This is a genomic window from Microbacterium sp., from assembly GCF_031179285.1.
GTDB lineage: Bacteria > Actinomycetota > Actinomycetes > Actinomycetales > Microbacteriaceae > Microbacterium.
Window position 1 is genome coordinate 1 of the sequence record NZ_JAPSHY010000019.1, and the last position, 20,889, is coordinate 20,889.

Annotated in this window: 20 protein-coding genes and 1 tRNA gene; 13 read left to right on the forward strand and 8 right to left on the reverse strand. The window is 68.6% G+C overall.

What is annotated here, in order from left to right:
* The 3 genes from RIN18_RS12210 to RIN18_RS12220 form a co-directional block, all read right to left on the reverse strand.
* Positions 1-902 (reverse strand): 6-phospho-beta-glucosidase (locus RIN18_RS12210; RefSeq protein WP_309104253.1); only part of this gene is annotated, 902 nt, incomplete at its 3' end.
* A 101-nt stretch (positions 903-1,003) separates the two neighbouring features.
* Positions 1,004-2,215, reverse strand: a complete 1,212-nt coding sequence (locus RIN18_RS12215; protein WP_309104254.1) for an ROK family transcriptional regulator — start codon at positions 2,213-2,215, stop codon at positions 1,004-1,006.
* An 80-nt stretch (positions 2,216-2,295) separates the two neighbouring features.
* Positions 2,296-3,129, reverse strand: a complete 834-nt coding sequence (locus RIN18_RS12220) for a class I SAM-dependent methyltransferase (RefSeq protein ID WP_309104255.1) — start codon at positions 3,127-3,129, stop codon at positions 2,296-2,298.
* Between the two features lie 75 nt (positions 3,130-3,204).
* On the opposite strand from RIN18_RS12220, the gene RIN18_RS12225 reads away from it, so the two are divergent.
* On the forward strand, positions 3,205-3,954 hold the full coding sequence (locus RIN18_RS12225; RefSeq protein WP_309104256.1) for a phosphoglyceromutase: 750 nt from the start codon (positions 3,205-3,207) through the stop codon (positions 3,952-3,954).
* A gap of 3 nt (positions 3,955-3,957) precedes the next feature.
* On the opposite strand, the gene RIN18_RS12230 is transcribed toward RIN18_RS12225, so the two are convergent.
* Positions 3,958-4,824, reverse strand: coding sequence for an NAD(P)H-binding protein (locus tag RIN18_RS12230; RefSeq protein WP_309104257.1), 867 nt, complete (start codon positions 4,822-4,824; stop codon positions 3,958-3,960).
* 99 nt (positions 4,825-4,923) lie between these two features.
* On the opposite strand from RIN18_RS12230, the gene RIN18_RS12235 reads away from it, so the two are divergent.
* Entirely contained in the window at positions 4,924-5,640 is a 717-nt protein-coding gene (locus RIN18_RS12235; protein WP_309104258.1) for a WYL domain-containing protein, read from the forward strand.
* 100 nt (positions 5,641-5,740) lie between these two features.
* On the opposite strand, the gene phoU is transcribed toward RIN18_RS12235, so the two are convergent.
* Entirely contained in the window at positions 5,741-6,439 is a 699-nt protein-coding gene (phoU, locus tag RIN18_RS12240) for a phosphate signaling complex protein PhoU (RefSeq protein WP_309104259.1), read from the reverse strand.
* Between the two features lie 198 nt (positions 6,440-6,637).
* On the opposite strand from phoU, the gene RIN18_RS12245 reads away from it, so the two are divergent.
* Both RIN18_RS12245 and RIN18_RS12250 read left to right on the forward strand, forming a co-directional pair.
* Positions 6,638-7,858: an ATP-binding protein gene (locus RIN18_RS12245; protein WP_309104260.1), complete on the forward strand. Its 1,221-nt coding sequence runs from the start codon at positions 6,638-6,640 to the stop codon at positions 7,856-7,858.
* Entirely contained in the window at positions 7,855-8,538 is a 684-nt protein-coding gene (locus tag RIN18_RS12250; RefSeq protein ID WP_309104261.1) for a response regulator transcription factor, read from the forward strand. Before RIN18_RS12245 ends, RIN18_RS12250 begins: the two co-directional genes overlap by 4 nt.
* A 69-nt stretch (positions 8,539-8,607) precedes the next feature.
* On the opposite strand, the gene RIN18_RS12255 is transcribed toward RIN18_RS12250, so the two are convergent.
* Positions 8,608-9,153 (reverse strand): DNA modification methylase, encoded by a 546-nt coding sequence (locus tag RIN18_RS12255; protein ID WP_309104262.1) that lies wholly within the window; start codon positions 9,151-9,153, stop codon positions 8,608-8,610.
* A 136-nt stretch (positions 9,154-9,289) separates the two neighbouring features.
* Between RIN18_RS12255 and RIN18_RS12260 the strand changes: the two genes are divergently transcribed.
* The 5 genes from RIN18_RS12260 (at position 9,290) to RIN18_RS12280 (ending at position 14,232) form a co-directional block, all read left to right on the forward strand.
* Positions 9,290-9,772 (forward strand): CarD family transcriptional regulator, encoded by a 483-nt coding sequence (locus RIN18_RS12260; protein ID WP_264157127.1) that lies wholly within the window; start codon positions 9,290-9,292, stop codon positions 9,770-9,772.
* Between the two features lie 105 nt (positions 9,773-9,877).
* Entirely contained in the window at positions 9,878-11,098 is a 1,221-nt protein-coding gene (ispD, locus tag RIN18_RS12265; RefSeq protein WP_309104263.1) for a 2-C-methyl-D-erythritol 4-phosphate cytidylyltransferase, read from the forward strand.
* Positions 11,099-11,146: 48 nt separating this feature from the next.
* Positions 11,147-12,574, forward strand: a complete 1,428-nt coding sequence (gene cysS / locus RIN18_RS12270; RefSeq protein ID WP_309104264.1) for a cysteine--tRNA ligase — start codon at positions 11,147-11,149, stop codon at positions 12,572-12,574.
* Positions 12,567-13,571, forward strand: coding sequence for a 23S rRNA (guanosine(2251)-2'-O)-methyltransferase RlmB (rlmB, locus tag RIN18_RS12275; protein WP_309104265.1), 1,005 nt, complete (start codon positions 12,567-12,569; stop codon positions 13,569-13,571). Before cysS ends, rlmB begins: the two co-directional genes overlap by 8 nt.
* A 19-nt stretch (positions 13,572-13,590) precedes the next feature.
* Positions 13,591-14,232 carry an NAD(P)H-binding protein gene (locus RIN18_RS12280; RefSeq protein WP_309104266.1) on the forward strand — a complete coding sequence of 214 codons (642 nt, stop codon included), beginning with the start codon at positions 13,591-13,593 and terminating at the stop codon, positions 14,230-14,232.
* Between the two features lie 8 nt (positions 14,233-14,240).
* On the opposite strand, the gene RIN18_RS12285 is transcribed toward RIN18_RS12280, so the two are convergent.
* Together RIN18_RS12285 and RIN18_RS12290 are read right to left on the reverse strand one after the other, a co-directional pair.
* Positions 14,241-15,542, reverse strand: coding sequence for a DUF4032 domain-containing protein (locus tag RIN18_RS12285; RefSeq protein ID WP_309104267.1), 1,302 nt, complete (start codon positions 15,540-15,542; stop codon positions 14,241-14,243).
* 72 nt (positions 15,543-15,614) lie between these two features.
* Complete coding sequence (locus RIN18_RS12290) at positions 15,615-16,721, reverse strand: sn-glycerol-3-phosphate ABC transporter ATP-binding protein UgpC (protein WP_309104268.1); 1,107 nt, start codon at positions 16,719-16,721, stop codon at positions 15,615-15,617.
* A gap of 229 nt (positions 16,722-16,950) precedes the next feature.
* On the opposite strand from RIN18_RS12290, the gene RIN18_RS12295 reads away from it, so the two are divergent.
* The 4 genes from RIN18_RS12295 to RIN18_RS12310 all read left to right on the forward strand — a co-directional run bounded on the left by RIN18_RS12295 (position 16,951) and on the right by RIN18_RS12310 (position 20,818).
* Positions 16,951-17,895, forward strand: a complete 945-nt coding sequence (locus RIN18_RS12295) for a thioredoxin domain-containing protein (protein WP_309104269.1) — start codon at positions 16,951-16,953, stop codon at positions 17,893-17,895.
* A gap of 41 nt (positions 17,896-17,936) precedes the next feature.
* Positions 17,937-18,009, forward strand: a tRNA-Thr gene (locus tag RIN18_RS12300).
* 36 nt (positions 18,010-18,045) lie between these two features.
* On the forward strand, positions 18,046-19,821 hold the full coding sequence (locus tag RIN18_RS12305) for an ABC transporter ATP-binding protein (protein ID WP_309104270.1): 1,776 nt from the start codon (positions 18,046-18,048) through the stop codon (positions 19,819-19,821).
* A gap of 145 nt (positions 19,822-19,966) precedes the next feature.
* Positions 19,967-20,818, forward strand: a complete 852-nt coding sequence (locus tag RIN18_RS12310) for a transposase (RefSeq protein ID WP_309104271.1) — start codon at positions 19,967-19,969, stop codon at positions 20,816-20,818.
* Positions 20,819-20,889: the final 71 nt, after the last annotated feature.

The window sequence follows — 20,889 nt, forward strand, 5'->3', positions numbered from 1 at the left end:
GCGGGCTTGGTGTCGAGCGCCGGATCCGCGTACATCTCCAGGAGTTTCGCTTCCATCTCGGCGACCTGTTCCGCACGGGTGGGGCTGTGCAGCTGCTCCTGGACGACGGTGTCGTGCTGGTAGAAGTAGCGCAGGTAGTAGGAAGGGATCGCCTGCAGCCGACGCAGCAGCTCGACCGGCTGGTGCATGCGCGCGGCCAGCGCTTCGCCCTGGGATTCCAGGAGCGTCGGGAGCAGGTCACGGCCGGGCTTCGTGGTGCCGGACGTCGGCGCGGCGCTCTGGCCGTCGTCGAGCAGTCGGACCCCGCGCTCCCAGGTCAGATGGTTGAGGCCGACGTGGTCGAGAGCGATGCGTTCCGGGGCGACGTCGAGGAGCCCGGCGAAGTACCGCTGCAGTCCGATGGCGACGTTGCACAGACCGAGGGCGCGGTGGCCGTGCGAGAGGAGGGCGCGGGTGACGATGCCGACGGGGTTGGTGAAATCGATGATCCAGGCATCGGGATTCACCGCACGCACCCGGTCCGCGATGTCGAGAACGACCGGCACGGTCCTCAATGCCTTCGCGAGGCCACCGGCACCGGTGGTTTCCTGACCGAGGCACCCGCATTCCAGCGGCCACGTCTCGTCGCGCTGACGGGTCTGCTGCCCGCCGACGCGCAGCTGGAGCAGCACGGCGGCGGCGCCGTCCGCTGCCGCGGCGACGTCGTCCGTCTCGGTCACGACCGCGGGGTGACCCTGCTTCTGCAGCATCCGCCGGGCGACGCCGCCGAGCAGCTCGCGACGCTCCCTGCTCGGGTCGACGAGCACGATCTCGGTGATCGGGAGGGTGCCGCGCAGCCGCGCGAACCCGTCGATGAGCTCAGGGGTGTACGTCGACCCACCGCCGACGACGACAATCTTCATGTTCTGACTCCAAGGTTGCGCACTGCTCGTCAGGAGCATCGGGGCCTCGTGGGGCGAGAACGTGATCGACCCAGCCGGTGCTTCTGATGAGCGTAGGCGAATCAGGGAATCGTGTAAAGAGTCTTTCCAAGTTTGGTGGCGAAGATGTCGCGGCGAGCCGCGGTCACGGCGAGGAGGCGGGCTCCCTGAACGGTGCCGGCCCGACCGAGGGTGCTGGGGATGACCGAGACGGGCCAGGGGACGAGATCTGCCAAGCATGCCTCGAGCGCGGGGCGTCCCTGGTCGATCGCCGCTCCCACGCCTCCGACGAGCACGATGGTCTCGACGTCGACGACGGCGACGACGGTCGCGCACAGGGCGGCGATCCGGCACGCGGTCTCATCGACGATCGCCTGGGCGAAGGCGTCGCCGGATTCTGCGGCAGCGAACAGGGCCGGCAGGTCGATCGGGATGGACACCGTGGTGGCATCGACGGCTGACCCGCCCTCCCGCAGGCGCGACTCCGCGAGCGCGATCATGGCCGGACTGCTCGGATCCTCGACGATCGGCCCTCTCGAGGATTCGCGGAACAGCAGGTCGAGCTCACCCGCGCTGCCTCGCCCGCCGCGATGCACGCGCCCGCCGAGCACGAGCGCCCCGCCGACCCCCGCGCCGACCGAGATCATCGCGAAATCGTCGGTCTGCGTACATGAGCCGTATCGGCGTTCCGCCAGGGCGGCCGCATTGACGTCGTTCTCGACGAACACCGGCGTTCCCAGGAGATCACTGAGGTCGGCGGCCAGCGCGGTGCCGTTGAGCCCTTCGAAACCGCCGGCCATCTCGATGCGCCCGGTCTGCGGATGCACGACGCCGGGGATGCCGATGCCGATGGCCTGGATGTCGCGCACGTCGATGCCGGCGCGCCGGCACACCTCGGTGCGAAGGCGCAGGATCGTCACGATGATCCCGGACAGGGTCAGGTCTCCGGCCGGTTCCTCCGCCTCGGCGAGCAGTCGATCATCGAGCCCGGCGAGCTGCGCCCGGATGAATCGAGTGCCGACGTCGAGACCGAGGACGGGAAGCGACGCGCCGGCTGCGCGGAAGAGCTCGGCTCCGTACTTCGACACGGCAGCGTCCGACGCCACCTGTTCGACGAGCCCCGCGTCGATGAGCGAGCTCAGCGCTGCCGAGACGGTCGGCTTCGTGAGACCGATCGCCCTCGCCACGGCCGTGCGGGTGGACGGCGACTCCCGGTAGAGCTCCTCGAGGACGAGGAGCTCGTTCGATCGACGCATGTCCTTCAGGCCGGCCGGCCGTGCTGTGCTGTGCTCCACCCACCCATCCTGACAGACGCCCTTCGCGACGCACGGATACGGCGAACACGATACGACGGCCGTGTCGAATATCGGTAAGACTATTTACAATCGGTCTCCGGTGCCACGCTCGACCAGGGCACCGTGAGTTCGCCCAGGCGCCACCGGGTGCGCCCGGCGAGCACGGGCCAGCCCTGCTCGCGCAGCCCTGACACCGCGGCGATGAAGCGCTGCGTCGGCCCGAATGTCGTGAGGGCGGCCGACCGTTCCCACTCCCTGTCGAAATCGGTGAGAAGCGCGTTGATCCGTTCCCCCGGCACGTTTCGATGGATGAGCGCCTTCGGAAGGCGCTCGGCGACGATGCTCGGCCGCTCCAGCGCCGTCAGCCGCAGGGACATCGTGAACCGAGCGGGGCGAGCATCCGGGGTGACATCCACCCACGCGGCGATGCGGCCGATCTCGTCGCAGGTGCCCTCGACGAGGAGGCCGTCGGGAGCAAGGCGGGACGCCATCGCGCGCCACGCCTCCGTCACATCTGTCTCGTCGTACTGGCGCAGCACGTTCATGGCGCGGATGACGGCCGGACGCCTGTCGCCGGGAAGCGGCACCTCGAACCCGCCGCGGGCGAACGAGACACGCAGGCTCTGCGGGAACGGGGTGCGCCCGGCTCCCACCTCGCTGAGCTGAGCGCGAGCTGTCGCGACCCGGACCGGGTCGATCTCGAGCCCGATCACCTCGGTATCCGAGCGCACCTTCTGCAGTCGGGCGGCGAGCTCGAACGCGGTGACGCCACTCGCTCCGAAACCGAGATCGACGACCAGCGGATCCGCGGCGCGACGGAAGGCCCGGCTCGCGGCGATCCAGCGGTCGCTGCGCCGGAGCCGGTTCGTCCCCGTCGTGCCGCGGGTCGGCCGGCCGAGAGGAGAGGACGCCATGGATCCATCCTCCCAGGGGCGGGCCGCCGGAAGAACCGGAAACGACAGCGACGGCCACCCCGATAAACTGGCGGCATGACTGCGACGCGCACCCTGATCCTGCTCCGCCACGGCCGGAGCGAGTGGAACGAACTGAACCTCTTCACCGGCTGGGTGGACGTCCGTCTGAACGCTCAGGGTGAGAAGGAGGCGAGGCGCGGCGGCGAGCTGTTGCGCGAGGCGGGCATCCTTCCGGACGTTCTGCACACCTCGCTGCTGAGCCGCGCGATCCAGACGGCGAACATCGCCCTCGATGCAGCCGATCGTCTGTGGATCCCGGTCGCCCGGTCGTGGCGGCTGAACGAGCGTCACTACGGTGCGCTGCAGGGCAAGGACAAGGCCGAGACGCTCGAGCAGTTCGGGCCGGAGCAGTTCCAGCTGTGGCGTCGCTCGTTCGACGTGCCGCCGCCCGAGCTCGATGACGCGAGCGAGTTCAGCCAGGTGAACGACCCCCGCTACATCGGTATCGACGGCGAGGTGCCGCGCACCGAATCGCTCAAGCTCGTGATCGACCGGATGCTGCCCTACTGGGATGACGCGATCGTCCCGGATCTCGCAGCGGGCAAGACCGTGCTGGTCACTGCGCACGGCAATTCTCTGCGCGGCCTCGTCAAGCACCTCGAGGGCATCAGCGACGACGACATCGCTGAGCTGAACATCCCCACCGGCATTCCGCTGGTGTACGAGCTCGACGAGAACAACGTCCCCACCGGACCCGGTCGCTACCTCGACCCGGAGGCGGCTGCTGCCGGCGCTGCGGCAGTCGCGTCTCAGGGCAAGAAGTAGCCGTCAGGCGACGTCGAGCTTCTCGCGAATCCACGACCTGAGGGTCGTCGGGGTCGTCGACGCAGCAGTACGTGGCTGCTCGGGTATGAAGCCGTCGCGCAGGCCGATCGACATGCCCAGCATCGCGTCCGCCGCGGCGGCGGACAAGCCAGCAGAGAGGTAGTCGCGGCGCAGCTCATCATCGGCGACCCGCACCGCCGACACCGGGTGACCCGTCTCCTCGGTGAGTATCTCCGCGACCTCGTTCCAGCTGAGATCGGCCGGCCCGTGGACGGCCTGCACGCGATGACCCGACCAGGAACGGTTGAGGAGCAATCCGGCCGCGACCTCGGCGATGTCTCGCGGGGCCACCCAGCTCATCCGGGCGTCCGGCGGCAGCAGCACGGGAATCGTGCCGGCGCGAATGGCGTCCAGCTGGAACGACAGGTTGGTGAAGAAGTACCCGCAACGCAGGTGGGTGACATCGATGTCGAGGCCGTCGAGCGCCATCTCCGTTGCGGCGAGTCCGTCGATCTCGCCGGCGCCGTGACGTTTCTCGGCGCCGACGCTGCTCTGGAAGACGACCCTGCCGATACCGTTCCGCGTGACCGCACCGACGACGGCATCCGTCGCCCTCGCATAGTCCGCGAGCGGATCCTCGCCGGCACTCGGTGGATCGACCCAGTAGAGCGCATCGACTCCTCGCGTGGCCGCTGCGACCTCATCGCGATCGAACGAGTCGGCTCGGGCGACGTCCACGAGGTCGCGCAGCTCCTCGTCGAGGCCGCGCGGGTCGCGCATGAGCAGCAGTGGACGAACTCCGGCTCTGACGAGCATCCGGCTGAGGTATCGCCCGACATTGCCGTTCGGAGTGGTGACAGCGATTCGCATGTGAGAAACCTCCTTCATTCGTGTTCTTCATCGGTGAGATCGACGCTACGAGCAGATGAGGCCGGATTCCGTCCGCATCTCTGTGGAATCGTAGGGCGCATGTCCACGCCTACTGACCGCGCGCTGCAGCTGCTGTCACTGCTGCAGGGCGGGGGAGAGCTGTCGGCAGCGACCCTTGCGCGCCGCCTCGGTGTGAGCGAACGCACCGTGCGCCGTGATGCCAGGCGACTGCGAGACCTCGGCTACGACGTGCGCGCTCGACCAGGACCGGGCACGAGTTATCGGCTGCGCGCGAGCATTAAGATCCCGCCCCTGCTCCTCGATGAGGACGAGGTGGGGGCCGTCGCGGTCGCCCTCGAGATGCTCGCCGCCTGGTCGCCCGTGGATGCGGCCGCGTCATCGGCCGCCGCGAAGCTCGCCCAGGTGCTCCCGCCCAGGCTGGCGCGCAGGGCGCGGGCGGTGGCGCTGTCGACGCAGGTGGTTCGGGGTGACCGCCCCGTCATCGATGTGGCGACACTCGGGGTGCTCGCCGACGCGGTCGGGAACGAATCCCGGGTGCGATTCGCCTACACGGACAGCCGTGGTGGGGTATCGCCGCGGGTGGTCGAGCCGTTCCGGCATGTGCTTCGGGGAGAACGCTGGTATCTCATCGCGTTCGATCTGGATCGCGACGACTGGCGGCTGTTCCGCTTGGATCGCATCCGCGACGCGGAGCCGCTGCCGGGGCGGGCGGGAGAGCGTCCGTTTCCCCGGATGCCGCTGGAGGAGTGGCTTGCGACGGATTTCGGGCGCCTGAGCGGCCCGACCCGCAGCTAAGTGCTTGGCGCCATCTGCGAGCGCTCACCCGGCGGCAGTGCCGAGTGCGCGAAAGGGACGGATGCTCCCCGCATCCGCCCCTCTTCGTCCTACGCGGTCGTTACGCGTGCCCGAGCTCCTTCTGATGCTCGACGGCCAGTGGGATGTCGTGCTCGTCGATCTGCCAGTCTCCGGTGGCGAGGTAGACGACCTTCTTCGCGACCGCGACCGCGTGGTCGGCGAACCGCTCGTGGTATCGGCTGGCGAGCGTCGCGTCGACGGTCGCCGTCGCCTCACCCTTCCAGTTGTCGCTGAGCACCTTGTCGAAGACGTTCACATGCAGCTCGTCGACGTCGTCGTCCGCATTGCGGATCGCATCAGCCAGGCGGAGGTCCTGGGTGCGAAGCAGCTCCGAGAGCGTGCGGGAGATCTCGACGTCCAATTCCCCCATCTTCGTGAAGGTGCCCTTCAGGCCCTTGGGGATGGCGCGCTCGGGGAAGCGAAGGCGGGCCAGCTGGGCGATGTGCTCCGACATGTCGCCCATGCGTTCGAGGGACGCGCTGACGCGGAGCGCGGTCACCACGATGCGCAGGTCACGTGCGACGGGCTGCTGCCGGGCGAGGATCTCGATGGCCTGCTCGTCGAGAGCGACGGCCAGCTCGTCGATCTTGGCGTCGTCGGCGATGACCTCCTCGGCAAGACCGACATCGCTCGTCGCGAATGCGCGAGTCGCCTTGTCGATCGAGACCGTGACGAGGTCCGCGATCTCGACGAGGCGGGACTGCAGGTCCTCGAGGGACTGGTGGAAGACTTCGCGCATGGCGGCGCAACCTTTCATTCGTGTCTCGGCGGCGTCGTCCGGTCGAGAGGTGTGGACTGCGCTGCCGCACAGGCCCGAAGCGATTGTGTGCGCCGAAGGTTAACGAACGGTGCCCAGCACGTGAATAGTACTTCCCCGCTTGCCGTCGCGGCCCGAGAACCCTCCGGAACGCGGGTGAACGCACTCTACGCTTGTCCCATGAGCTCGACCGAGATCGCCCTGATCGCTTTGGCCATCGGCCTGATCATCGGTGTCGGTGTCTCACTTCTCGTGATGTGGGCATATCGTGCCAAAGCGAGGGTCGAGCTGGAGACGTCGTCGGCGATACCCGACGGCGTCGCCGACGTGCTGCGCAGCATGGACGACGCCGCGTGTGTCGTCGATGTCTCGGGCCTGGTGCTGGCGACCTCCGTCGCAGCGACGCGGTTCGGCATCGAGGTGGGGGCGATCCTGGAGAATCAGGAGCTGCGCCAATTGGTGCGCAACGTCCGAAGCACCGGTGGGACCGGCACGGAGACGATGCGCATCACCCGCGGCGGGCTCAGCCTCGATCCTCGTCTGGTGTCCGCCAGGGCGAGCACCCTCGGCCCTCGGCTCATGCTGCTGATCATCCGGGACGTCACCGAGCAGGAGCGTCTGGATCAGATGCGCAACGACTTCGTGGCCAACACCAGCCACGAGCTGAAGACGCCGGTGGGTGCGGTGAGCCTGCTCGCCGAGGCGATAGAGTCCGCGGCAGACGATCCGGCGCAGGTGCGCATCTTCGCCGCCAGGATCTCGGCGGAGGCTGCGCGGCTCGGTCAGCTCACCGGTCGCATCCTGAGCCTCTCGAGGCTCCAAGCCGCCGACGGGCTCGCCGATGTGAATCCCGTCGCGATCGACGAAGTGATCATGGCATCCATCGAGGCGCATGTCGTCCAGGCCGACTCGGCCGGAGTCGAGCTCGTCAGGGGCGGCGACCGGGGCGTGTGGGTGCGCGGTGACGCGCAGATCCTCATCGAGGCCGTCGGCAACCTCCTCACGAACGCGATCGTCTACTCGCCCCGGGGCTCCCGCGTCGGTGTCGGCGTCAAGGCCGACGGAGACGTCGTCGAGATCGCCGTCGCCGACCAGGGCATCGGAATCTCCGAGGCTGACCGCGAGCGCATCTTCGAGCGCTTCTACCGTGCCGACGAAGCGCGCTCCCGACGAACGGGCGGCACCGGCCTCGGGCTGTCGATCGTCAAGCACGCCACCCAGCGCCACGGCGGCGAGGTGCGGCTGTGGTCGCGCCCCGGCCGAGGTTCCACCTTCACCATCCGCCTGCCGCGCATCGAGACCCCGGTCATCGACCAGGATGAGAAGCGCAAGAAGAAGCGCGCCCGCAAGGCAGCCAAGGCCGCCGCACCGGCGCGCGCCCGAAACGGAGACAGAGCATGACCCGCATCCTTCTCGTCGAAGACGAACCCGACCTCGCCGATCCCCTGGCGTACCTGTTGCGCCGCGAGGGATACGAGGTGGAGATCTCCGAAGACGGCCCCGGCGCCCTCACCGCGTTCCGGGAACGTGGGGCGGACATCATCCTGCTCGACCTGATGCTGCCCGGGATGCCGGGCACCGAGGTGTGCCGTCAGATCCGCTCCACCTCCTCGGTGCCGATCATCATGCTCACCGCGAAGGACTCGGAGGTCGACATCGTGGTGGGGCTCGAGCTCGGAGCCGACGACTACATCACCAAGCCGTACTCCTCACGGGAATTGCTGGCTCGGATGCGCGCCGTGCTGCGACGCGTCGTGCAGGCGGAGAACGAACTCGACGAGCGCGTGCTCGACGGCGGCCGCGTCACGCTCGACATCGATCGTCACACCGTCACGGTGGCCGGCGAGATGATCAACATGCCGCTCAAGGAGTTCGAACTGCTCGAGGTGCTCATGCGCAACTCGGGACGAGTGCTCACCCGCGGACAGCTGATCGATCGGGTCTGGGGGAGCGACTACTTCGGCGACACGAAGACCCTCGACGTGCACATCAAGCGCATCCGCTCCCGCATCGAGGTGAATCCGGGGGAGCCGGTGATGCTCGTCACCGTCCGCGGCCTCGGCTATCGATTCGAGGGCTGACCACCAGGCCCGGAACGACAGAGAGGCCGGCCACCCTGTCGGGTGCCGGCCTCTTCTGTCCTCGTGGCGTCAGTTCGTGGGTGCCGAGGTCGCCGTGTCGGTGGGCGTCGGCATAGGGGTGCTCTCCGGCACCCCGATCAGCTTGTCCTCGGACGGGACGAGATCGGCGTAGTAGGGAAGCGAGCCGTCTAGCACCGGGATCTCCGCCTTGGTTCCGGTCGACTCGCCGGACTGGAAGTGGATCTCCACGGTCGATCCGGGGATGCTGTCGAGGTCCACGATCCGCAGCGGAGCCTCGTCGGCGCCGAGGCTGATCGTCTCACCGGCGGGCACGGTGACCGTGAACGGGTCGATGCCGGAGAGCGTGATCGTCAGCGTGGCGCGCTCTTCGGTCGGGTTCACGATCGCGGCGACGAGGTTACCGACCGAGCCGTCCTCCGTCGCCACGACGAGGGCGTTGCGGACGGCGAGGGGACCGTCGGCGTCCGAGACGTTCACACCGTCCGAGGCGGAGTACTGGATCGTCGTCGCCTGCGGCGAGATGAACGCGCACCCCGTCGCGCCGAACAGAACGACGGCGCTGAGAGCGGCAGACGCAACAAGGCGCGATTTCACGGGTCCTCCTGAGGTCCGGCGGGGTATCCGCGAACCATTCTACGGGTATGCGCCCGCCCGCTCGGAGTCGCCGAGGCGCGAACCTTAGCGCATATCCCCTGTGGTATCCTTGAGGTTGCCGAAAGGACATGTTTTTATGCTTTTTGAGGTTGGCGAGACTGTCGTCTATCCGCACCATGGGGCCGCGACCATCATCGAGGTCAAGGACCGCATCATCAAGGGCGAGACGAAGAAGTATCTGAAGCTCAATGTCACGCAGGGCGATCTGATCATCGAGGTCCCCGCAGAGAACGTCGATCTCGTCGGCGTTCGCGATGTGATCGGCAAGGAGGGCCTCGACCACGTGTTCGAGGTGCTGCGTGCGCCGTTCACCGAGGAGCCGACGAACTGGTCGCGCCGCTACAAGGCGAACCTTGAGAAACTCGCCTCCGGCGACGTGATCAAGGTCAGCGAGGTCGTTCGCGACCTGTGGCGCCGTGATCAGGATCGCGGTCTGTCGGCGGGAGAGAAGCGGATGCTGGCGAAGGCTCGCCAGATCCTCATCTCGGAGCTCGCGCTCGCCGAGAAGATCGACGAGGACAAGGCCGGAGCATTGCTCGACGAGGTCCTCGCCTCCTAGGGCGGTTCTTCTTCTGAAGGGACGGATGCCGGCGGCATCCGTCCCTTCGTCGTCCCGCCGCTGCCGTATCGCGGGCAGCGGCAGCGGGAGCGGTAACGTGAGGGGGTGACTCTGCTCCCCGTGCCGAAGACCGCCATCATCGTCGTCGCCGCCGGGTCCGGTACGCGCCTCGGCGCGGGCGCCCCGAAGGCCTTCGTCGGCATCGACGTGCACTCCATCCTGCGTCATGCGCTCGACGGCGTGTTCGCCGCATCGCCCGCACAGGTGATCGTGGTCGCACCCGCGGGCTACGAGGGCGAGGCCGAAGCGGAACTCCACGCCGCTGCCGGCGATCGGCGGGAGCTGGGCCGAGTGGTCACGGGCGGGCAGACCCGGCAGAGGTCGGTCGCGGCGGGACTCACCGCCCTCTGGGGAGACATCTCGACGGTGCTCGTGCACGACGCGGCGCGCGCTCTCACCCCACCGGCGGTGATCGATGCCGTGAGTGCAGCTGTGACCGCAGACGCCGGTGTCATCCCCGCGCTGCCGGTCGTCGACACCCTCAAGAAGGTGGGCCGGGGCTCCGTGGTCGGGGCGGTCGACCGCTCCGCGCTGGCGGCCGCACAGACGCCGCAGGGCTTTCCCCGCTCGTTGCTCGAGAACGCGTACGAGGCGGCTCTCGCCTCGGGCGTCGAGTACACCGACGACGCGGCGCTGTTCGCCGCCGCAGGGCACGAGGTTCGGTACATCGAAGGGTCGGCGCGCGGGTTCAAGATCACGACCGCGGCCGACCTCGACAGGGCACGGTACCTGCTCTCCGCATCAGCGGCTCCGCCTCCTCGCACGTCGCCCGGGGCTTCTCCGGCGGGGATCGGCGTCCGTGTGGGCGTCGGCACCGACGTCCATGCGTTCGGCGGCGAGGGTGACCTCTGGCTCGCCGGTCTCGAGTGGCCGGGGGAGCCGGCCCTCTCCGGGCACTCGGACGGTGATGCGGTCGCGCATGCGATCGTCGACGCGCTGCTGGGAGCCGCCGGACTCGGCGACATCGGGGAGCACTTCGGCACCTCGCACCCGGAGTTCGCCGGAGCGCACGCCGATGTCTTCCTCGGCCGCACCCGTGAGCTGCTCGCCGACGCCGGCTTCGCGATCGGCAACGTCTCGGCGCAGTTCCAGGGGAACCGCCCGCGCTTCAGCGCCCGCCGTGCGGAAGCCGAACAGGTGCTCTCGCAGGCCCTCGGGGGGGCGCCGGTATCGATCACCGCCACCACGACGGACGGACTCGGATTCAGTGGGCGAGGAGAGGGCATCGCGGTCACCGCCGTCGCCTCGGTGATCGCGCGGGGCTGACCCGATCACACTCAGGGGATGCCGGAACAGGCCGAGTAGGCTTGAGCGGTGACTCTCCGCCTCTACGACACCCGCGCTCAGGACCTGCGCGACTTCGTGCCTCTCGATCCCGAGAACATCACGATGTACGTCTGCGGACCCACGGTGCAGTCGGGCCCTCACATCGGGCACGTCCGCGCGGCGCTCAGCTTCGATCTCCTGCGTCGCTGGCTCGCCCACCGGTACGGCCGGGTCACGCTCGTCCGCAATGTCACCGATATCGACGACAAGGTGCTCGCGAACGCGACGGAGTCCGAGCCCTGGTGGGCCCTGGCGTACCGGATGGAGCGCGAGTTCACCGCGGCGTATGCTGCAACCGGCATCCTCGCTCCCACCTATGAGCCGAGAGCGACGGCATCCGTCCCGCAGATGCAGGAGATCATCGCGACGCTCATCGAACGAGGGCACGCCTACCCGGCATCCGACGGTTCGGGTGATGTGTACTTCGACGTGCGCTCATGGGCCGACTACGGTTCGCTCACCAACCAGTCGATCGATGCGATGGAAGCTGCCGGCGATGCCGACCCGCGCGGCAAGCGCAACCCGCAGGACTTCGCCCTCTGGAAGGGCGCGAAGCGCGAAGAGCCGGCGGACGCCGTCTGGGCCTCGCCCTGGGGGCCTGGTCGGCCCGGGTGGCACATCGAGTGCTCGGCGATGGCGAAGCGGTATCTCGGTGCGGAATTCGACATCCACGGCGGCGGGCTCGACCTGCGCTTTCCTCACCATGAGAACGAGCTCGCGCAGTCCACGGCGGCCGGCGACGGCTTCGCACGGTACTGGGTCCACAACGGTCTCGTGAACGTCAACGGGCAGAAGATGTCGAAGTCGCTGGGCAACTTCACGCTCGCCGCCGACATCCTCGCCGCTCACGACCCGCTGGTCGTGCGCTACGCGCTCGCGGCCGCGCACTACCGTTCCAGCCTCGACCTGACCGAGTCGTCCTGGGCAGAAGCCGAGTCCGCGCTCGGGCGCATCGACACGTTCCGACGACGCGCCTTCCGCTCGCTTGCAGAGGGCGAACACGGACCGGTGTTCTCGCCGGGCGCCGGGTACGTCGCGATCATGCGGCGCATCCCCGAGTCCTTCGCTCAGGCCATGGACGACGACCTGGGCGTGCCCCAGGCGCTCGCCGTGATCCACGAGACCGTGCGCGCCGGCAACGCGGCGCTCGATGGGGGCGACCTCGAGGCGGCAGCGACCGCGCTCGCCGAAGTCACCGGGATGACCGGCGTGCTCGGCCTCACCCCGGTCGGCGAGAAGGCGGGGGCCGAGGCATCGGCTCTCGACGCCCTCGTGCAGACGATGATCACCCAGCGCGCGCAGGCGCGCGCTGACAAGGACTGGGCGGCAGCCGACCGCATCCGCGATGCGATCGCGGCGGCCGGCATCACCCTCGAAGACACCACAGACGGAACTCATTGGAGTATTGATGGCTAAGCCAGGGCGCCCCGGCGCGAGCAACAACAAGAAGAAGGGCCCCATCAAGGGCACCGGCGGACTCGGACGCAAGGCACTCGAGGGGCGCGGGCCGACGCCGAAGGCAGAGGACCGCGCCTGGCACCCGGCAGGCAAGCGCAAGGCGGCCGCCGAGCGATTCGCGGCTTCGGGTGGAAAGGGCAAGCCGGGCGGTCGCGCGACTTCGGGGGGCAGCCCGAACCGCTCCGCGCGAGCGAAGGACAACACCTCCGACACCGAGACGGTCACCGGCCGCAACTCCGTGCTCGAAGCGTTGCGGGCGAAGATCCCGGCCACGGCGATCTACATCGCGCAGCGCGTCGAGATGGACGACCGGGTCAAGGAGATGCTTTCGATCGCGAAGAACCGCGACATTCCCATCCTCGAGGTCACCCGGCAGGAGCTCGACCGGATGGCGGGCTTCGACGGCGTTCACCAGGGCGTCGCCCTGAAGGTGCCGCCCTACGAGTACGCGCACCCGCAGGACCTGCTCGAGAAGACCATCGACCGCGGTGAGGTGCCGCTGTTCGTGGCGCTCGACGGCATCACCGACCCGCGCAATCTCGGGGCGATCATCCGGTCGGCGGCCGCATTCGGCGGACACGGCATCATCCTGCCGCAGCGTCGCTCGGCGGGCGTGAACTCAGCGGCCTGGAAGACGAGCGCCGGCGCCGCCGCCCGCATCCCCGTCGCCCTCGCGACGAACCTGACGACGCAGCTGAAGGAGTTCAAGAAGCAGGGGGTCTTCGTGCTCGGCCTCGACGGTGGCGGCGACGTCTCGCTTCCTGAGCTGCAGCTGGCGGATCGGCCGGTCGTGATCGTCGTGGGCTCCGAGGGCAAGGGACTCTCGCGCCTGGTCACCGAGACGTGCGATCAGATCGTCTCCATTCCGATCAACGCGGCGACCGAGTCGCTCAACGCCGGCATCGCGACGTCCGTCGCGCTCTACCAGGTCGCGACCACCCGCGCCTCGAAGTGAGCATCCAGAAGGGAACCGCATGACGCGCACCGTCGTCCTCGGAGGCACCGGCTATGCCGGTCGCCACATCGTCTCGGAGGCGGTGAGCCGGGGGCACGAGGTGATCTCCGTCTCGCGCTCGGCCCCCAAGAGGCCGGTGGACGGCGCACTGAGCGTGCAGGGTTCAGTCCTCGACCTCGCCGCGCTGGGAGACGTCTTCGACGGCGCGGATGCGGTCATCTTCTCGGTGGCACCGCGCGGCGACATGGCCGACGCGACCCTCGGCGCGCTCGAAGCGCTGATCTCCCGGCTCACGGGAACTTCGACGCGTCTCGGCGTGATCGGCGGCGCGGGCGGGAGCCTGGTCGCCCCCGGCGGGCCGCGTCTGTTCGACCAGGGGTACCCGGAGGAGTACCGCCACGAGGCGCAGGTCGGCATCGACTCCCTCGCGATGCTGGAGCGCTCGGACTCCGGACTCGACTGGTTCCTCGTGCACCCCGCCGAGGTCTTCGGGCCGTGGGCCGAGGGCGAGCGCACCGGACGCTACCGCGACGGCGGCGATGTGATCGTCCGCGACGAGGAGGGGCAGTCGTCGATCTCGGGTGCTGATTTCGCTATGGCGGTCGTCGACGAGATCGAGCAGGGCAAGCATCACCGGGAGCGGTTCACCGTCGGATACTGAGTCGCGCCTCAGACGAGGTCGCGCCAGTCGATGTCGTCCTCATCCGCCGTCGAGGTCGCGCCGGTGACAACCGGCAGGCTCATGGTCTCGGTCGGCGGACCCATGATCGTCGCCTCGTCGCGCCGATGCCGCAGCACATCATTGATGTAACTGGTCAGCACCTCGGCGAGCGGAACCGATCGGCCGTGCGCCTGTGACAGGTACCACCGGTGCTCCAGCACCTGGTGGAACACCTCGGCGGGCTCGAGCTTCGTCCGCAGTTCGTACGGGATCGCCCGCACCACGGGCTCGAACACCCGCGTGAGCCACTCGTGCGCGTACATCTCCTCATCCGCCCACTGCTTGGTCGAACGCGCCCGGAACTCGTCGAGGTCGTTCAGCAGTCGCCTCGCTTGATTCTCCTCGACGTCGAGTCCGGTCAGACGGATCAGGCGGCGCTGATGGTGGCCGGCATCCACCACCTTCGGCTGGATCTCGACCACCGTGCCGTCTGCGGTGGTCGACATCGACATCTCGTCGATGTCGAAGCCGAGGGCGTTCAGGCGCTCGACGCGCTCGGTGATCCTCCACGTCTCATTCGCCGAGAACGATTCCTGGGTGGTCAGCGCCGCCCACAACGACCGGTACGACGAGACGATGCCGTCGGCGATGGCCACCGCATCGACACCGTGCTCGAGCCGTCCGCCGGCGGCGAGGTCCATGATCTCGCCGGCGATGTTCGTGCGAGCGAGGTCGAGGTCGTAGGCGCGCTGTCCGTCGGTGAGCCCCTCCTCGTGCAGCTCTCCGGTCTCGGCGTCGACCAGATAGGCGGCGAAGGCGCCGGCGTCTCGGCGGAACAGCGTGTTCGACAGCGAGACATCGCCCCAGTAGAACCCCACGTTGTGAAGGCGCACGAGCAGGAGGGCGAGCGCATCCACGAGCCGGGTGGCGGTGTCGGGCCGGAGCACCCGGGTGAAAAGCGCCCGGTAGGGCATCGAGAAGCGCAGATGCGAGGTCACCAGCACGGCGGGGAGCGGGTCGCCGGCGGCGTCGGTCCGGCCGGCGATGACGGCGACGCGCTCGACGCACGGCACGTCCAGGCGTTTGAGGTTGCCGAGCATGTCGTACTCGCGCTGCGCCATCTCGGCCGTCGTCTCCTTGATCGCGACGACGCGCCCAGAGAGATCGGCGAAGCGCACGAGATGACGCGAGAGGCCTTTCGGGAGGGAGACGATGTGCTCGGAGGGCCACTTCGCCAGCGACGTCGACCAGGGCAGCGAGAGCAGCCCGGGGTCGACGGTGCTGGCTGTGATCCTCAGCGCATCATGCATGAATCCTCCGGGGGTGAAACGACGCGGCGCGGACGACCAGAGGGTCGCCCGCGCCGCGTCGAGTGGTCGGACTCAGGAAGCCGAGACGACCGGCTTGTCGTTCAGGCGCTCGCCGGACTCGATGTCGAAGGCGTGCACGTGACCGGCCGTCGCGGCCAGCGTGACCGTCTCACCGGCGTTCGGGTGGCTGCGGCCGTCGACGCGCGCGACGAGGTCGGTGCGCTTGCCGTTGATCTCGGTGTGGCCGTAGAGGTAGCCATCGGCGCCGAGCTCCTCGACGAGGTCGACGACGACCGACAGGCCCTTGCCGTCGGCGGGGCCGACGATGATGTCCTCCGGACGGACGCCGACCGTGACCTGCGAGCCGTGTGCGCGGCCGACGGTGTCGCGGTCGAGCGGCACGACCTCGTCGCCGAAGCGGATGCCGCCCTCTGCCAGGTCGGCAGAGAACAGGTTCATCGCGGGCGAGCCGATGAAGCCGGCGACGAAGACGTTGTTCGGCTTCTCGTACAGGTCGCGCGGGGTGCCGACCTGCTGCAGGATGCCGTCCTTGAGGACCGCGATGCGGTCACCCATGGTCAGGGCCTCGGTCTGGTCGTGGGTGACGTAGACGGTCGTGACGCCCAGGCGGCGCTGCAGCGACGCGATCTGGGTACGCGTCTGCACGCGCAGCTTCGCGTCGAGGTTCGACAGCGGCTCGTCCATGAGGAACACCTGCGGCTGACGGACGATGGCACGACCCATCGCGACACGCTGACGCTGACCACCGGAAAGCGCCTTGGGCTTGCGGGTCAGGTAGTCCTCGAGGTCGAGGAGCTTGGCGGCCTCGAGAACGCGGCTGGCGCGCTCCTCCTTGTTGACGCCGGCGATCTTGAGCGCGAAGCCCATGTTCTCGGCGACCGTCATGTGCGGGTAGAGCGCGTAGTTCTGGAAGACCATCGCGATGTCACGATCCTTCGGCGGGACGTCGGTGACGTCACGATCGCCGATGAGGATGCGGCCGGCGTTGACCTCTTCGAGACCGGCGAGCATGCGAAGCGAGGTGGACTTACCGCAACCCGAGGGGCCGACCAGGACGAGGAACTCGCCGTCTCCGACCTCGAGGTTGAGCTTGTCGACTGCGGGACGGGTTCCGCCGGGGTACAGGCGGGTTGCGTCTTCGAAAGTTACAGATGCCATGTGTTTCTCCTCACCGGCAGGTACGTGCCGGACGATCCGTTGTGATGGAAGCGGCGGAGTGACCCGCCGGGACCCTTCTTTGGGTCGCGATCAGTATGGCACGGATCCGCACACCTGGGTATTTCCCAGCCAGCCTGGTTAACATCGAGACCGGCCGCTTTCGCGCGGCGATCGTCGCCCGGTACGGCGGTCGGGGCCTCGAGCCCCCACGAGACTTTCAAGAGGAACGATGTCGAGCGACGAAACGCCGAACGTCCCCACGCCTCGCAATACCCGCGAGGCCGTGCGGGAGAAGGCTCAGCAGGTGCACGCGCAGCAGTCCAGGGCGCGCATCATGCGACGAATCATCGTCGGTGCCGTCGCCGTCGTCGCCGTCGGCGCCATCGGCACGGCGATCTGGATGGCTGTCACGTCGACCGTCGGCAAGCCGCAGCTCACCCCCAGCGGCATGAAGGGAGACGGCATCGCCGTCACCGAGGTCACCGCCGCGGCAGCATCCGATCAGGCCCCCGCCTCTCCGACGCCGGCGCCGACCGAGGCCGGCGACACGGCAGCGCCCACGCCGGAGCCGACCACGGCAGGACAGGTCGACATCCACATCTACGTCGACTACCTGTCTCCCGGGGCGGGCGAGTTCGAGCGCTCGAATGCTCGGCAGCTCGCGAGCTGGATCTCCGAGGGTGCCGTCACCGTCACCTACCACCCGGTCGCGCTGCTCACGGCGAGCTCGAACGGCACGAAGTACTCGCTGCGCTCGGCGGCCGCCGCCGCATGCGTCGCGACGCACTCGCCGAAGCAGTTCTACGCGTTCAACCACGACCTCCTCGACGACCAGCCCGCCGTCGACACCCCTGGCCTCTCCGATGCGGATCTCGCTGATCTCGCCGGCGCGGTCGGTGTCGACGACCCGAAGGCGGTGCGCTCGTGCATCGAGGATCAGGACTTCGTCACCTGGGCGAAAGAGGCCACAGCCCGCGCGCTGGAAGGTCCGCTTCCCGGCTCCGACGACCTGGTGCTGACGTCGGCGCCGATGGTCGTCGCCAACGGAGAGGCTTACGTCGGAGCCCTCGACGATCCCGCCGAGTTCTCGCAGTTCATCCTCACGGTCGCCAGCGACGCCTACTACGCCACCCCGACTCCGACGCCCACGCCGACCCCGACGACCGCTCCGTAGGTTCGAAGCGCGTCGCCGCCATCGCTAAGCTGGTGGCATCTGCCGACTTGGCGCAATTGGTAGCGCACCGTACTTGTAATACGGGGGTTACGGGTTCGAGTCCCGTAGTCGGCTCTCAAGACGCAGTGCGATGCGGACTACGATGGGGCTGTGCCACGGAGAGCGCTTTCCCTCAGGATCGAGATCATCGACGGACGCCGCCCCGTCCGCACGGTCGTCAGATTGCTCGCCCGGCGTCCCGGCCGCATGGCGACGGCGATCGCGGCGTTCGCGCTTAAAGAGATCCCGATGTGGTTCCTCCCGGTGATCACCGCCGCTGTCATCGACATCGTCGCGGATCGCGGCGACGTGTCCGCCGTCCTGTGGTGGTTCGCGCTTGCGGCCGTCCTGCTCCTGCAGAACTATCCCAACCACCTGCTGTACACCCGCAGCTTCATGACGGTGGTCCGAGACACCGGCGCCGAGCTCCGGGCCGCCCTGGCTGAACGCTTGCAGAGCCTGTCGATCGGGTACCACACCCGCATGAGCTCGTCGATCGTCCAGACGAAGCTGGTGCGGGATGTCGAGAACATCGAGCTGATGCTGCAGCAGGTCGCGCACCCCCTGCTCTCGGCGATCATGGTGATCTCCGGTGCACTCGTGATGACGGCGCTGGCGGTACCGCAGTTCCTTCCTGTATATCTGCTCACCGTCCCGATCGCGATCGGCATCCGCTACGGCATGCGCAATCGATCGCGTGAGCGCAACGAAGTCTTCCGCCGCGAGGTCGAGACGCTGTCGGCCAGGGTCGGGGAGATGGCCGCGCTGATCCCCGTCACCCGCGCGCACGGCCTGGAGCAGACAGCGGTGCACCGGGTCTCGAAGGGAGCGGAGGGGGTGCGCCGAGCGGGGCTTCACCTGGACATCCTCAACGGCCATGTGGCGTCCATCTCGTGGGTCACGATGCAGTTGCTCGGGGCAGGATGTCTCGTCCTCGCCGCCGTGTTCTCGCTCACCGGCATCCTGCCGATCTCGGCCGGCGAGGTGGTGCTGTTGTCGACCTACTTCACTCTGCTCACAGGCGGCCTGACCCAGCTGTTGATGCTGATCCCGGTCGCGACGCGCGGTCTGGAATCGGTGCGCTCGATCGCCGAGGTCATCGCCGAGCCCGACCTCGAGCACAACGCTGGTCGTCGGAAGGTCGATCGGGTATCCGGGCGCATCGTCCTGGAGCGGGCGAGCCATCGCTACCCGGGAGCGATCGAGGACGCGCTGCATGAGATAGACCTCGACATCGCCGCGGGGACGACGGTCGCTCTGGTCGGCTCATCCGGATCGGGAAAGTCGACCCTTCTCAACCTCGTGCTCGGATTCGTACGGCCCACCTCCGGTCGCATCCTCCTCGACGGCTCCGACATGCAGGAACTCGACCTGCGCAGTGTTCGGAGGTTCGTCTCGGTCGTCCCGCAGGAGTCAGTGCTCTTCGAGGGCACGATCCGCGAGAACATCGCCTACGGGCTTGCAGGCGCCACCGACGCCCGCATCGAGCAGGCGCTGCGGGACGCGAATGCCTGGCAGTTCGTCCAAGAGCAACCGGACGGGTGGGACACGGTCGTCGGAGAGCGCGGAGCGCGCCTTTCCGGCGGCCAGCGCCAGAGGCTCGCGATCGCCCGGGCGCTGGTGCGCGACCCCCGCATCCTGCTGCTGGACGAGGCGACCAGCGCTCTCGATCCGGAGTCGGAGGAGCTGGTGAAGCAGGCGCTCGGACGACTCATGATCGGACGCACCACGTTCGTCGTCGCGCACCGGCTCTCGACCGTGCGGCGGGCGGACCGGATCATCGTGCTCGAACGGGGCCGGGTCGTCGAGCAGGGCACGCATGAGGACCTGTTGGCGGCGGGCGGCCGCTATGCTCATCTGCATCTCACGCAGACAGGCCCCGCCTGATCTCGCCGTGTGCAAGCCTGACCGCCGCCCTGGGACGGACCGCCGGGCGCGAGCGGGCTGAGGACTCCGCCCGCCACATCACGACCGTGTGCCGCGCTTCGGCGTATGCTCGGGTGCCGGCCGGTGACAGAGACGGAGCACAGCCATGACGACGCAGTCCGACGCGATACTCGCGGACCTGGCCGCCGAACTCTATGCAGGGTCGCTTTCAGACTTCACCACCGCGCGGAACGCGCGCGCGAAAGACACCGGCGACCGCGACCTCGCAGCCCAGATCCGCGCGCTGAAGAAGCCCTCGATCGCCGCGTGGGTGGTCAACGTGTTCTCGCGCGAACGGGCGGGGGAACTCGGCGAGGTCCTCGAACTCGCTGCGGAGTTGCGCGAGGCGCAGGGCGATCTCGATGCCGCAGCGCTCGCCAAGCTCGGACGCGAGCGCCGCGCCCTCACGAATCGTCTCGCCGAACGGGCGGCCGAACTCGGACGCGCGCGCGGTGAGAAGATCACCCCGGGCACGCTCGAGGCGGTCAGGCAGACGATCGCGGCCGCGTTCTTCGATGAGGATGCGGCGACGGCCGTCGCCTCCGGGCGGCTGATCCGTGAACTGGAACCGTCCGACAGCTATCCGCTCGAACTCATCGTCGGCGGTGGTCTTCCCGAGGCCCCGGCGCCCGCTCCGCAACCGGTCGACGAAGTGCGCGCTCGCAGGGAACGTCGCCAGGCGGAACGGACGCTCCGCGAGGCGGAGAAAGACCTCGCGGCCGCCGAGAAGGATCGGGCGACGGCGGACCGGGAGAGGCGTAGTGCCTCCGAACGCTCGGAGCAGCTCGCGGCGCACATCGAAGAACTGGAGGCCGAACTCACCCGAGCGCGGAAGGATGCCGAGAAGGCGACCTCTGCGCTCACCGCTGCCGAGAAGGCGCAGGCGTCCGCCGGCGAGCGGGTCACGGCCGCTGAGCGCGCGGTGGCGGATGCGCAGAGCGCTCTGGACGAGTTGTAGGCGTCCGCGGAGGCTCGCACGCGGTGACCAGGATCATCCGCCAGCCCAGGATCCCCCGGGCCCGGCCAGAT

Coding starts and splice junctions, on each gene's coding strand:
- RIN18_RS12220 (WP_309104255.1), bottom strand. CDS start 3,129: ATGGCGTCCTCTCCTCTCGGCCGGCCGACCCGCGGCACGACGGGGACG.
- RIN18_RS12225 (WP_309104256.1), top strand. CDS start 3,205: ATGACTGCGACGCGCACCCTGATCCTGCTCCGCCACGGCCGGAGCGAG.
- RIN18_RS12230 (WP_309104257.1), bottom strand. CDS start 4,824: ATGCGAATCGCTGTCACCACTCCGAACGGCAATGTCGGGCGATACCTC.
- RIN18_RS12235 (WP_309104258.1), top strand. CDS start 4,924: ATGTCCACGCCTACTGACCGCGCGCTGCAGCTGCTGTCACTGCTGCAG.
- phoU (WP_309104259.1), bottom strand. CDS start 6,439: ATGCGCGAAGTCTTCCACCAGTCCCTCGAGGACCTGCAGTCCCGCCTC.
- RIN18_RS12245 (WP_309104260.1), top strand. CDS start 6,638: ATGAGCTCGACCGAGATCGCCCTGATCGCTTTGGCCATCGGCCTGATC.
- RIN18_RS12250 (WP_309104261.1), top strand. CDS start 7,855: ATGACCCGCATCCTTCTCGTCGAAGACGAACCCGACCTCGCCGATCCC.
- RIN18_RS12260 (WP_264157127.1), top strand. CDS start 9,290: ATGCTTTTTGAGGTTGGCGAGACTGTCGTCTATCCGCACCATGGGGCC.
- rlmB (WP_309104265.1), top strand. CDS start 12,567: ATGGCTAAGCCAGGGCGCCCCGGCGCGAGCAACAACAAGAAGAAGGGC.
- RIN18_RS12280 (WP_309104266.1), top strand. CDS start 13,591: ATGACGCGCACCGTCGTCCTCGGAGGCACCGGCTATGCCGGTCGCCAC.
- RIN18_RS12285 (WP_309104267.1), bottom strand. CDS start 15,542: ATGCATGATGCGCTGAGGATCACAGCCAGCACCGTCGACCCCGGGCTG.
- RIN18_RS12290 (WP_309104268.1), bottom strand. CDS start 16,721: ATGGCATCTGTAACTTTCGAAGACGCAACCCGCCTGTACCCCGGCGGA.
- RIN18_RS12295 (WP_309104269.1), top strand. CDS start 16,951: ATGTCGAGCGACGAAACGCCGAACGTCCCCACGCCTCGCAATACCCGC.
- RIN18_RS12310 (WP_309104271.1), top strand. CDS start 19,967: ATGACGACGCAGTCCGACGCGATACTCGCGGACCTGGCCGCCGAACTC.